Origin of the sequence: Paenibacillus sp. L3-i20, assembly GCF_022180385.2 — a bacterium.
In the GTDB taxonomy this organism is placed as follows: Bacteria; Bacillota; Bacilli; order Paenibacillales; family Paenibacillaceae; genus Pristimantibacillus.
In genome coordinates, this window is the sequence record NZ_BQME02000001.1 from 2,156,539 (window position 1) to 2,169,432 (window position 12,894).

The 12,894-nt window shown below is 36.8% G+C and carries 12 protein-coding genes; all 12 read left to right on the top strand.

Features of this window, described 5'->3' with window-relative positions:
* Positions 1–15: 15 nt before the first annotated feature.
* The 12 genes from MFF31_RS10155 to MFF31_RS10210 all read left to right on the top strand — a co-directional run bounded on the left by MFF31_RS10155 (position 16) and on the right by MFF31_RS10210 (position 12,708).
* The gene (locus MFF31_RS10155) at positions 16–1,599 is read left to right on the top strand and encodes a hypothetical protein (RefSeq protein WP_238187892.1); all 1,584 of its coding nucleotides are present in this window, start codon (positions 16–18) and stop codon (positions 1,597–1,599) included.
* Positions 1,600–1,638: 39 nt separating this feature from the next.
* A complete protein-coding gene (locus MFF31_RS10160) occupies positions 1,639–2,082 on the top strand; it encodes a hypothetical protein (protein WP_238187893.1) in 444 nt (147 codons plus the stop codon).
* A 93-nt stretch (positions 2,083–2,175) separates the two neighbouring features.
* On the top strand, positions 2,176–2,430 hold the full coding sequence (locus MFF31_RS10165) for a hypothetical protein (protein ID WP_238187894.1): 255 nt from the start codon (positions 2,176–2,178) through the stop codon (positions 2,428–2,430).
* A 142-nt stretch (positions 2,431–2,572) separates the two neighbouring features.
* Positions 2,573–3,595 carry a WxL protein peptidoglycan domain-containing protein gene (locus MFF31_RS10170; protein ID WP_238187895.1) on the top strand — a complete coding sequence of 341 codons (1,023 nt, stop codon included), beginning with the start codon at positions 2,573–2,575 and terminating at the stop codon, positions 3,593–3,595.
* Positions 3,596–3,600: 5 nt separating this feature from the next.
* Positions 3,601–4,251: a WxL domain-containing protein gene (locus tag MFF31_RS10175; RefSeq protein ID WP_238187896.1), complete on the top strand. Its 651-nt coding sequence runs from the start codon at positions 3,601–3,603 to the stop codon at positions 4,249–4,251.
* Between the two features lie 101 nt (positions 4,252–4,352).
* Positions 4,353–5,894 (top strand): pre-toxin TG domain-containing protein, encoded by a 1,542-nt coding sequence (locus MFF31_RS10180; RefSeq protein ID WP_238187897.1) that lies wholly within the window; start codon positions 4,353–4,355, stop codon positions 5,892–5,894.
* 4 nt (positions 5,895–5,898) lie between these two features.
* Complete coding sequence (locus tag MFF31_RS10185; RefSeq protein ID WP_238187898.1) at positions 5,899–6,303, top strand: hypothetical protein; 405 nt, start codon at positions 5,899–5,901, stop codon at positions 6,301–6,303.
* Positions 6,304–6,496: 193 nt separating this feature from the next.
* Positions 6,497–6,754 carry a hypothetical protein gene (locus MFF31_RS10190; RefSeq protein ID WP_238187899.1) on the top strand — a complete coding sequence of 86 codons (258 nt, stop codon included), beginning with the start codon at positions 6,497–6,499 and terminating at the stop codon, positions 6,752–6,754.
* A 414-nt stretch (positions 6,755–7,168) separates the two neighbouring features.
* Positions 7,169–8,245 (top strand): S-layer homology domain-containing protein, encoded by a 1,077-nt coding sequence (locus tag MFF31_RS10195; protein ID WP_238187900.1) that lies wholly within the window; start codon positions 7,169–7,171, stop codon positions 8,243–8,245.
* 523 nt (positions 8,246–8,768) lie between these two features.
* Complete coding sequence (locus tag MFF31_RS10200; protein WP_238187901.1) at positions 8,769–10,361, top strand: pre-toxin TG domain-containing protein; 1,593 nt, start codon at positions 8,769–8,771, stop codon at positions 10,359–10,361.
* A 10-nt stretch (positions 10,362–10,371) separates the two neighbouring features.
* Positions 10,372–10,965, top strand: coding sequence for a pentapeptide repeat-containing protein (locus MFF31_RS10205; protein ID WP_238187902.1), 594 nt, complete (start codon positions 10,372–10,374; stop codon positions 10,963–10,965).
* Between the two features lie 666 nt (positions 10,966–11,631).
* Positions 11,632–12,708, top strand: coding sequence for an S-layer homology domain-containing protein (locus tag MFF31_RS10210; RefSeq protein ID WP_238187903.1), 1,077 nt, complete (start codon positions 11,632–11,634; stop codon positions 12,706–12,708).
* Positions 12,709–12,894 lie beyond the last annotated feature (186 nt).

Sequence of the window (12,894 nt, forward strand, 5' to 3'; positions counted from 1 at the left end):
GGGATGGTGTAGTCATTGTCATCGATTAGAATAGATCTAAAAGCAGTGGAGGCCTCAAAGCTGAAGCTGGATCAAGGTGTGCAGAAGAGCACGCGAGTAAGCGGAAGATTCCCTTCAACCATGTATCAAGTCGATTATGCAATCACATCCCGTAGAAATATACGCTCTCGGATGGATCAGTCAGTGCAGCGAGTGCGGGAGCTGGAGCGAAGATTACGCTCGTTAAATACGTTTATGAATAGTGCGCAGCAAAAGTATAGCGGGCTTGAAATTGAGCTTGTCAGAAAAGCAGAGATGATAGTCAATGGATCCTCCAAATCATCTGCTTCTAATCCAGCATCTTCGAATGGTGATCATGCTAAGATGGATATAAAAGATATTATTCGAATTATGGCCTTGGCATTAGGAGGGGCGATGGATTGGTTGAAGGGTATCTTTAAGGATCAATCCAAATCAACAAGTTCTGTTCCCATAAGTGCGGGAACGGGAGGGAATAGAAGCGACCAACCACAGCTATTGCCCTATGAACCTGATAAATATTATTCGTATGAAGATGTCTTGAACCGTGATGATCCGAAAGCTTATGAGCGGTTGATGAAAGGTCCATTTGGACGAATGACAGAGCAAGAGCAAAAAGAGGTGATTGCAGAGGCGAAGAAGTCCAAAAGAGAGCATGAGTGGTCTTTGGAAAGATGGCGATATGGGGACGGGTTTGCCGCTGGCTTTGGTTATGGCATAGAAAAAACGTTGACAGGATTGTTCGATGGAATAGTAGATACAGTTAGCAACCCGAAAGAAGCAGGTAAAGTGGCTTGGGGAAAGGTAGAGAACAGTTATAAAGCGGTAACAACCGATCCTTGGGGCGTTGTAACAAATAACTATGACTATTTAAAAGAGACAGGTAAACATTTCTGGTATGGAGATACTGCTGAAAAAGGAACTTATATCGGCAGCCTCTTTACAGGTATTGTATTGACGAGAGGTGTTTCGCAGGCTTTTAAAGCAGTAGGTCTTGGGGATGTTGATTCGAAAGGGAAGTCTGGGGATGATCATAAAGGAGAAAATGGGTTTACAGGAATCGGAAAAACGGGCATGGGTATTCCGCTAGACCAAGTTAACCCAAAAGTGCTAGAACAAATTTACTCAAATCAATCGGGTGCGTTTGGATATTTGCCTAAAGAAGGAACTCCATACGCTAATTTTGATTTCACTGATGTTGATAAAACGATAGCTAATCAGGTAATAAGAAAAGAATATCTAGAACAAACGAAGAAAATAGAGATAACTTTAAACAATATGACCTTGGAAGGGAAATCATTAAAGGAAATAGCTAAGGTAGTTACTGATATGAGAAATCAAGATAAAGTGACAGCTAGAGCTGCCATGACAAAAGAAGAAGTAGTTAATCTTGAAAAAAGGAATATTCAGAAATATGGTAATCCCGTTGGGCCAGATGCAGAATGGTTATTCCAGACGAATAAAGGAAAACTAGAGAAAATAAATCCTAATGTTTCCGATGAAGAAGTCTGGAAATACGTAATTGAAGGTTCATTGAGAAAAGATGAAGTTATAAATACGTTGCTAGGGATAAAGAAATAAATTGTATAGATAGTTATTATTATTGAAAGGTTTGATCAAATGAACAATGAGGTAATACTACGTAGTTATTCAGAGTATAAAAAACAAATAATTTGGAACGGTAGTGACACCAGAATTGTTGATGTTGTTGTAGATATTAGGCCAGAGCAGGGGATAGCTGGATTCACAGAGAACAAAAATATGGTAGGCGTATTTGTGAGAAATAATGAAACATTCTTTCTACTAGATGATAAGGAATACAGAATTGATCAGGAAAAGTTCATCTGTTCAAATAGTTATATATCGAATAAAACGAGACAATTTAAGCTTGCAAATAAGAATGTCGTAATTTGCGATATTATATACGAACCATACATCGATCCCGGGATGCTGATTTATGATGCAGATCCCGAAGAGTTTGATATATTGCTTTATTTAAGTGAAAACATATTAAAAAGCAAGGAAACTTTAGAGAATTATTTGGTTGCAAAAAGTATTAAATAATCGTGTAATATCAAATAAAACTGTTCTGTGTTTTGGCTTGTATTCATACTTAATGCATCTAGGAGTGTTGAAACAACATTAGAGAGGTGAATTATGAATAAAGCTGAGTTTTTAAATAAAATCAAGGAAAATAATTTAAATTTAGGCGAATATGACATCGAGTTAAATTCTATTACTGATGCATCTTATGTGATGGGATGTTGCTTTGATGAAGGAGTATGGAAAATCTATAAAACGGGTGAACGATTGGGCCATTATATTATCAAGGAATTTGATAATGAGTCTGATGCGTTTGATTACTTCTACGAACTAGTGTTTTTACAACATAAAAGAACAATTAGTAATTGATGTATAGGTTATAGCCTATTTAACGCGTAGTGTTACGTTGAACAGGTCGATTATGGTTAGATAGCATCATAATTGACCTGTTTTTAGTTATATCTTTTTTTCATTGGATTTTTGAAATATGGAATTTATAGGAGGGAGATGGATGGTGAAAAAAATTATAGCCCTTTCTCTAGTTTTTTTATTGTTAGTTTCTAATAGGGCTATGGCAGAAATTAATATAATTGCTGTTGATTCAGACAAAGATTATTACGATGTTGAAGCTTCGACAGGTCAAGTGAAAACGTTCCAATTTAAACTGATAAACAACGGTACAAAGGCTGCCGAGGCGTTCGTTTATCCGAGCCAGCAGCTTACTGCGATTAATGGTGGGCAAGCTTTTATCGGAATAGATGATGAAATAGGTGGAAATGGCAAATGGTTTAGCAATAGTAAAGAAGTAATTAAACTTTCCCCGAATGAAACGAAAACTGTTAAGTATGAAGTTAGCATACCAAATCATATAACAGACGGTCAGTATATTCTCGCAATTGTATCCCTTAACAAAAATGTATCAACGATCTCAACTAAGACGGATAAGAATACAAGTATAAGCGGTCCAGTAGACCTTGTAATAGCTAAACAAATCGTTTTGAATGTTGGCACTAATTTTACTAGAAGTATAACGATTGATTCATTCTCCTATACGTATGATTCTGATGGATCTCCAGTAATCGGGACAGTACTAACTAATAATGGAACTATACTAGAAAAACCGAAAATTACGATACATATAAAATCAGACAAAAATACGATAGTAGAATCTGTTGTTCTAAATAATCAATTATCGTTTTACCAAGGTACAGAACAAATAGTAAGACTACCAAGTCAGGAACTTTTAAAAAGTGGGAATTATAAAGCTCAAGTAATCGTAGAGTACTCCAATAAATCTATTGAAAGAATGTTTGATTTTTCTGTAAAGAAAGCAGATGTAGAGAAGTCATTAAAAGCTTTAAAAGAAACTAAAGGATCTACTTCAGAAGTCCAGCAAAATGAAACATCTACAGTCATGTATTTTATTGTAGGAAGCCTGCTAGTAATCATCGTTTTATTATTGTTACTGATTTTCTTCATAATAAGAAAAAAAGCAAACAAGGATTCATCCGCTAATAAAGGAATTGGAGGATAAAACATATGAAGAAATTTTTACTGGCTGCAATTATTGTTGTATTGGCGTTAGGAAATGTAAATACGGTATCTGCACAATCGGTAGATTCCAATGTAGGGGTTGTTGGTGGAACGTTGTCATTTGTTCCAGAAGTTTTTGACTTCTCAAATGTCACAATTAATTCAGAGGGAGTAACTGAGCTTAGTAAAGGAATTAATAATCGGATTGTGGATTCAAGAGGTACAGGTGGAGGCTGGTCTTTATCCTTATCGGCTACTAATTTTATAAGCGATGCTGTTTCTGACAAAACGAATAGTCGTTCTGGAAGTACGATGTCAATCCGGTTTCCTGACAATTCTTTAAAGGTAGAAAATTGGTCTGTTTATAGAAATAACGATTATGGACAAGATATAGACCCAATCAATGGTCCAAATAGGCTTAATTCATCTATGGTAGCTCTGAATTCTATTCCACTGCAATTAGTTGAAGCAAAAAAAGGTTTTGGTATGGGAAGCTATATAAACAATCTTAATTTCACATTAACGATTCCATATAAGGGGTATGTAAACAGCCTGTCAGACGCTGCAACAAGCAGCTACTCATTGAATCAAGAGGTTGGTATCGTTTCTTCTAACTATAAGGCTACATTTACGTATACGCTAACTTCTGGGATTTAGCTTCCTTCATAATTTCCTCCGCAAAGATTATTTCTATTAGATTATTGGTTACAAATATTCTGATTGTACTGTTTTGATAAGTTGACAGTAGGAGGGACAGGATGTCTCCAATTCACATTGATATTGGTCGAATGCAGCAATTAAAAGTGAGCTTAGGTCAACATGTACAACGATCATCGACACTAATAAGAGGTGTAGGCTTCATTCGTGTAGATTCCGCAATAACAGCCCGTCGTCAAATTGGCACTCGTCTGTATCGTACAAATAGCAGGCTACTGGAACTGGAGAGACGAATAAAAGCACTGCAAACCTTTACCAATCACGCCACCGAGCAGTATGATCTTACAGAGAAGGCAATTAATAGAGCAGTACCTAATAGAACGATTCAAGCGGTTACGGTAAATCGTTATGGAGGACAGGGCAAGCAACCTACACCCAAACTAACTCCGGAACAGGCAGCAGCGCTCGCAATGCTGGGCAGAACCATGTTCGATATGATGAAAGGATGGGCGGATAGGCAAGCCAAGTGGAAGGAACAGCAAGCAAGCGCTCCGCCAGTCACTTATGTACAACCCAATGTTACTGTGAAGGAATATAAGTTTGATGATGATGAAAACGATTATGTCGTCTATACGTCGGATGGGAAGAAGACGGTCATTGGGTTCAAAAACTTAGAAGACTTACTCTATCAATATAATGTAGATCAAATAGTAGATGTGATGCCTGGGGACGTATTTGAGCAAGTGAGAGGCATAGACAAAGAAAAGATTGAGGACTTTTTGAAGTATGCCATCTCGGAAGGCTATGATCCCGTTACATTCGAATATAAGGGCAAGGGCATTCAAACCGATTCTGGAGCGCAAAGTTATGTGGAAAAGCGTGGTCAATATTATGAGGAAAATAAAGAGGGAACAACATGGTTCCTAGATGGATTTTCCTTTGGTTTGGATGTTCTCCCGGTTGTCGGAAACTTCAAAGCGCTCTTGGAAGGTGTTTCCGGTAAGAATGTGATTACGGGAGATGAATTATCTACCGGCGATAGATGGCTTGCAGCAGGAGGCGTCTTTATTCCATGGATACGTAAAGCTGGAACGGTTGCGGATGTAGCTAAACATGGCGATGAAGTAGTTGAGAATATTCTGCCAAGTGGACCTGGGAGAACGACCCCAATCGATGAATTTGATGATACGGATATTTATGATGGTGCAAGGGATAGTAGGATTGATGGGGCGGGTGGAGCTAATAAAAAGTTCTCTGAGATAAGTGCTGAAGAACAATTAGCTATAGCAAAGCATTATGCCCAAAGAGCACCGATTGAAATTCCAGAGAATGCAAATATGAAGGCGAAATCAATGAATGCTGGCTATGAACAAATAACCTATACTTGGAATGATGGGTCATATAAATATGAAGTTAGGTGGCATACTAGAACCCCGGGTGCTCCAATTGATCAGGGGAATACTTGGGTTATTCAGAGAAAGGTACCTGGTAATGGTGGGCAACAACCACAGACATATTATAAAATTGGAGAGGATGAGTGGGTAGAAGGATATAAATGGTTTAATGCAATAGATGCAAGAAAAACAGGAACGGCTACCCCTGAACAAGTGAGAATTTTGGATCAAGGACATTGGAAGGAGTAATATTATGAGTTCAGAAATGATAAATGATTCATATTATTTTGGATTTGAAGGAGAGCCTCAAATAACATTCATATACGAAAACCTAAATGATAAGTACGAGTTGCGACTGTGGAATGGATATTTTGAAACCTTGTTAAATTGTATGTTCGAGCAATTCACAGATCGAAGTGGGATTCTGCACGAATATTCTATTTATGAGGGTTGGTATGAGGAAAGTCCTTGGGAAATAACAAAAATTGAGGAAGCAATACAGTTATTTAAATCATTCGATGCTACTAAATTGACAGAAGATAAGGTTAAAATATCAAATAATATAATAGCTACTCTTCCAGCACTTGCAAGTGATATTACTATATTCTTAGAGCAGGCAACTATTAATGGAAATAGAGTATGTATTGTTTATGAATAATTGATTTCCTGGATTTACTTTACAGATACTAGATCATATAATACAACCAACAGGCCACAATATGAGCTATCCGCCCATATTGTGGTCTATTTCTTTCTCTGTTAAGTTGGCGGAATTCAGTATCAATTTCCAATATCAGTAGATATATTGGAGGATCTAGGGTACTTAAAAAAAGTAAATAAGGAGTAGCGATATGACAAAACAAGAAGCACTCGAAGTTACTGCAAATGAGAGTTTAAGTGGCTATAATCTCGATGACCATGCTGTTCAAGCTAATGAGGTCGGAACACAATATAGGGATAGCAAATGGATTGTTTATTCTACTGATGAGAGAGTCTTATATCGGGTCATTGGGGAATATGATGAAGAGGATAAGACTATTTCGCACGTTATAGAGTGTTTAAGAATTAATAAAAGGTTTGAAGAAAGACGTAATCGAAAACGGCAGTAGCGGAGGAATATCATTTTACTAACTGCTTAAATGAGTTGCCCCCTTAGAATTGTCATTGGATAAACCTTTGGTTAATTTCCATGGAGTTTTAGGGGTGCATTTTATTATGTCAGCAAAGAATGGTCGGAAGAATTTTATACCCCAAATAAAGTTTTTCCGTTACACCTAACAGGTCGATTATGGTCAGTTACCACCAAAATCAGCCTGTTTTTTATTATTTACGTTAATCTAAATGATTGGCCAATTTGCCCGATTATTCTTAGTACTTATCACACCTAAAAACTGTGTATAGATGTCAAATCCAATCGAATATCCCTGATTTTTGTCACTTGAGTATTCAAAAGGTAGGTAAATTCTGCTAAAGTAAATGGAGCAATTATCTGGAATATTTTGATTAGAGGAGATATAACAATCATGATAAAAAAATGTATTGCGACTATTGTAGCATTGTCTTTTCTTTTCACGTTGCAGCCTGCGTTTGCAGCAACGAAAGATCAACCTTCTACTTGGGCAAAAGCAGATGTAGCTGCTGCAATTAAAGCGGGTATAGTTCCAAGTAATTTACAATCCAGCTATCAGAAGCCAATAACACGAGGAGAGTTTGCCCAACTACTTGTGCAAACGATGTTTGCTAATTATGAGCATGCTAACGAAGGTTCCAACTATTGGAAGTTAGAAGATTTCCTTAAGAAAGTAGAAATTCATACTGGATTTACAGATACAGATAAGGATTACATTAAAGTAGCTTTTGCTCTTGGCAGTGTTAATGGTGTAACGGATACAAAGTTTAATCCGAATGCGACAATTACTCGTCAAGAAGCTGCTACAATGATAGCGAATACGATTCATACTCAAGTAGGTTTTGCTTACAAAAAAGACACTACTAGATATGGGTATTCCGATTTCGACAAGATTGCGACTTGGGCTAAGCCTGCTGTAATGCTAACGCATGCTACAGAAATAATGGAAGGTACTGGAGGTAAGTTTGACTATAATGGGAAGTATACGAGAGAGCAGTCAATACTAGCTATGAAACGTATTTATGACAGAAGAAGAGTAGGGAAAGTAGCTTTAAGAGGAAACATCGTATCAAGAACAGACACTGATGAAATCTCTTATCTCGTGACAAAGAACTCGGTAAAAGTGAAATTCGATGAAACGGCTTCTGCTAATAACAGTGCAATAGAATCTTACAGAGACCAATGGATAACGTACGATCAGACGAAAGATCAGCCTTTTGATGCAACACAAGGTGCAATCCTTTATGAATTTCAACAAGTGACAAAAAGCCGTAACGTTTCAGCTTTATTAACAAATACATTCAAAAATAAATTCGTAAAAATTGATTATGGATATATGACGCTAACAACATTCAACAAAGATAGTATTATGGAATTTAAATTCAAAAACGTACCAGGATATTCTTCTTTGGTAGCCGGATATACGTATGGATACCCTAAAGTAGAAGTGACCCCAAAAGAAGTTAAGTAATGATTAATAACTATCGATTTTCTAGATATTTGATAATTGAAATTTATGTTGATTCATTAACAGCCTGTAGTATAGATAAAAGTGTAATCGTTACAAAGGAAAGGTTGATCACGGTTAAACACCATCCTGATCAACCTTTTTGTTATATTCATATTCTTGCAGTATTTCACTTCTATGCAACTGAAAACAAATCCAACCTAACATATGTGGACAGAAATGAACTCTGGATCTTCTGAAATTTTGTCCAAGATTTCGCTGGGTAAAGTCAATCCGTAGATTATTGGACCCCATACGAAGTCCATCATTTATTTTACAAATAAGATTATGTTATTAATCTCTGCGGTAGAAGATAAGGTGTTTCTAATATAGGGAATTTGTGCTAGATTTCAGATAGGTATAATGTGTAAAATAAGGAAATGGATAAATGATAGGTCTGCTTGCTCACTGAAAGATAGTACTGTAGGAATGGTTCCTAACAACTCTGATTTCAACGTCTTAATTAACTCCTAGTAGGAGGGACAGGATGTCTCCAATTCACATTGATATTGGTCGAATGCAGCAATTAAAAGTGAGCTTAGGTCAACATGTACAACGATCATCGACACTAATAAGAGGTGTAGGCTTCATTCGTGTAGATTCCGCAATAACAGCCCGTCGTCAAATTGGCACTCGTCTGTATCGTACAAATAGCAGGCTACTGGAACTGGAGAGACGAATAAAAGCACTGCAAACCTTTACCAATCACGCCACCGAGCAGTATGATCTTACAGAGAAGGCAATTAATAGAGCAGTACCTAATAGAACGATTCAAGCGGTTACAGTAAACCGCTATGGAGGACAGGGCAAGCAACCAACTAAATTAACTCCGGAACAGGCAGCAGCGCTCGCAATGCTGGGAAGAACCATGTTCGATATGATGAAAGGATGGGCGGATAGGCAAGCCAAGTGGAAGGAACAGCAAGCAAGCGCCCCGCCAGTCACTTATGTACAACCCAATGTTACTGTGAAGGAATATAAGTTTGATGATGATGAAAACGATTATGTTGTCTATACGTCGGATGGGAAGAAGACGGTCATTGGGTTCAAAAACTTAGAAGACTTGTTATATACATATAACGCGGGCAAAATGGTAGAGATGTGGCCTGCGGACGTATTTGAGCAAGTAAGAGGCGTAGACAAAGAAAAGATTGAGGAATTTCTGAAGTATGCCATCTCGGAGGGTTATGATCCCGTTACATTCCAATATAAGGGCAAGGGGATTCAAACCGATTCTGGAGCGCAAAGCTATGTGGAAAAGCGTGGACACTATTATGAGGAAAACAAAGAGGGTCCAACATGGTTCCAAGATGGAGTTTCCTTTGGTTTGGATGTTATCCCGTTTGTCGGAAACTTCAAAGCGCTCTTGGAAGGTATTTCCGGTAAAAATGTGATTACGGGAGATGAATTATCTACCGGCGATAGATGGCTTGCGGCAGGAGGCGTCTTTATTCCATGGATCCGCAAAGCTGGAACGGTTGCGGATATCGTTAAACAAGGCGATAAAGTAGTTGATAATATTCCGCCAAGTGGACCTGGTAGAAACAAACCGATTGATGAATTTGATGATACGGATATTTATGATGGTGCAAGAGATAGTAGGATTGATGGTACGGGTAAAGGTAATCTTTTCGATAAAGATGGTAAGTATAACGGAGGAAGAAATCAAGAAGAGTTGGATGATTTAGCTCGAGATCCTGCAAGTGGTGGGAAAATAGAACCTAAAAATATAAGGGAAAGGGAAGTTGGATTAGCAGTAGAAGCAAGAGGTGACTTAGGAAAGCTAATACGTGATCCCCAAGCAGAAAAGGGAGCAGAGTTTATTGATACTACTTCTGGTTTAAAGTGGGACGTGAAAAGTTTTGAATCATATCCAAGTGGTGATAATGGAGTACCTATAACAAATCCCAAAAAGGGTGCTTTTACTATCCAACAAGGCATGAAAAAGCTACAAAAAGAATTTGATAATGGGAATAACGTTATTATTGACACGAGAAAAATGGAGCCTGTGCATCTTGATCAACTGAAGAAAGCGATTGATGAAGCAGGAGTAGCAGATAAAATAATATGGTATCCTTAGGAGTGACGAAATGGAAGGAAATATTATTAGGAAGTTTGAACTACATAAAAAGTGGGTTGAGACAATAGGTAAAGAAGGTGAAATGTTAAGGCTAGATGAAGTGGATTTAAGAAGGTTTGATTTATCCGATAAATTGGTTGAACAAGCATATTTAATAGAATGCACTTTTGATGATCTTAATTTGGAGAATATCGATTTTCATACATCACTATTATGTTCATCAACTTTTAAAAATGCGTATTTAGATAAATGCGATTTTTATAAATCTGATCTTAGATATACAGATTTTTCTAATAGCGTCATTAAAAACTCTAGGTTTAGTAAAGGTGATTGTTGGGAAGCAATATTTAGAAATGCAAATTTAGTAGATTGTAATATGATTAATGTACTTTTCTACTTAACTGATTTTAGTGATGCAAGACTAGAAAATGTAGATATAAGTGTAGCGACATTTGAAGAAACATTATTAAACGGAGTGACATTAAAAAATATTAAAGGTATAGAAGAAGCTCATTTTAAAAGTATTAACATAGGTACATTAGAGGAACCTATTTTGTTGAAATCAGAAAAAGCAAAGGAATGGCTGTTAGAAAAATGTGAGTAAGTAAATAGCCGTTAGTTGTAACATAAGATTTTAGCAAATATGAATGTTTTGATAAGAATTTCAATATATAAAGATTATAATAGATCATATTGGGGTTTCTTTTTATCCTCCGTTATATGCTAAACAATGCAAACAAGCGGCAGCTGTTCAATGTCCCTACCCATTGCTGAACGAAATCATGATATAATTAGTAAACACATTTATCTTATGTAATACTCATTTAAACATTCCATTATTTCGTTTGTTCGCACAATAATACTTGATAATTTTGTAATCTAAATAACGATTAAGCGTTACATAAAACAGGTTGACTATGGTCAGATACTACCATAATTAACCTGTTTTTGTTATTTAGGTTTGTCTGAATAATTGATAGGAGAATGACCTCGTTTGCCCAATCCTATTAAGGAATTATCAACCTTAAAACTATGTTAGATGTAAAATCCAATCGAATATCCTTGATTTTTGTCATTTGAGTATTCATAAATTAGGTAAATTGTGCTAAAGTAAACGAAGGTATTATCTGGAATATTATAGGTATGTAAGCGATTTCTCAATTCTAGTAGCGAAGACCTAAAGCAGGAAGGCGGAACGAATGCCAAACCTTTTCTATCTTGTATTATGAAAGAAAAAACCATAGAGAAACATAAAAGGAGATATAAAATCATGATCAAAAAATGTATTGCGACTATTGTAGCATTGTCATTTCTTTTCACGTTGCAGCCTGCGTTTGCAGCAACGAAAGATCAGCCCTCTAGTTGGGCGAAAGCAGATGTAGCTGCTGCAATTAAAGCGGGAATAGTTCCAAGCAATCTACAATCCAGCTACCAGAAACCAATAACACGAGGAGAGTTTGCCCAACTACTTGTACAAACGATGTTTGCAAATTACGAGCATGCTAGCTATGGTTCTGAACATTGGAAGCTAGAAGATTTCCTTAAGAAAGTAGAAATACGTACTGGATTTACAGATACAGATAAAGACTACATTAAAGTAGCTTTTGCTCTTGGCAGTGTGAATGGTGTAACCGATACGAAGTTTAGTCCAAACGCGACAATCACTCGTCAAGAAGCTGCTACAATGATGGCGAATACGATACATACTCAAGTAGGGTTTGCATACAAAGAAGACACTACGGGATATGGTTATTCAGATTTCGCCAAAATTGCGACTTGGGCTAAGCCTGCTGTTATGCTAATGCACGCTACGGATATAATGGAAGGTACTGGAGGTAAGTTTGATTATAATGGTAAGTATACAAGAGAGCAGTCAATACTAGCTATGAAACGAATCTACGACAGTCAATATATAAACGAAGTGGCTCTAAGAGGGAATATCGTAACAAGAACAGATACTGATGAAATCTCTTATATCGTGACAAAGAACTCGGTAAAAGTAAAATTTGACGAAACGGCTTCTGCAAATAACAGTGCAATAGAATCCTATGCGGACCAGTGGAGAACGTATGAAGAAACGAAAGCTCAACCATTTGATGCAGCAAAAGGGGCAATCCTTTATGAATTCCAACAAGTGACAAAGAGTCGTGATGTTCCAGCTTTATTAACGAATACATTCAAAAATAAATCAGTAAAAATTGATTACGGATATATGACGCTTACAACATTCAACAAAGATAGTATTATGGAATTTAAATTCAAGAACGTACCAGGCTATTCTTCATTAATAGCTGGCTATACGTATGGGTACCCGCAAGTAGCAGTGACCCCAAAAGAAGTTAAGTAATGGTTAATAACTATCGATTGTATAAATTTTAAATAATTGAAAGTTATATTGAACCATTAGCAGCATGTAGTATAAATAATAGCCTAAATGAAACATAAGACAGGTTAATTGTGGATGATGTAACCACGATTAACCTTTTTGTTATTTTCATATTTACAGTGATAAGGGAAGACGTTGGTCTCAATT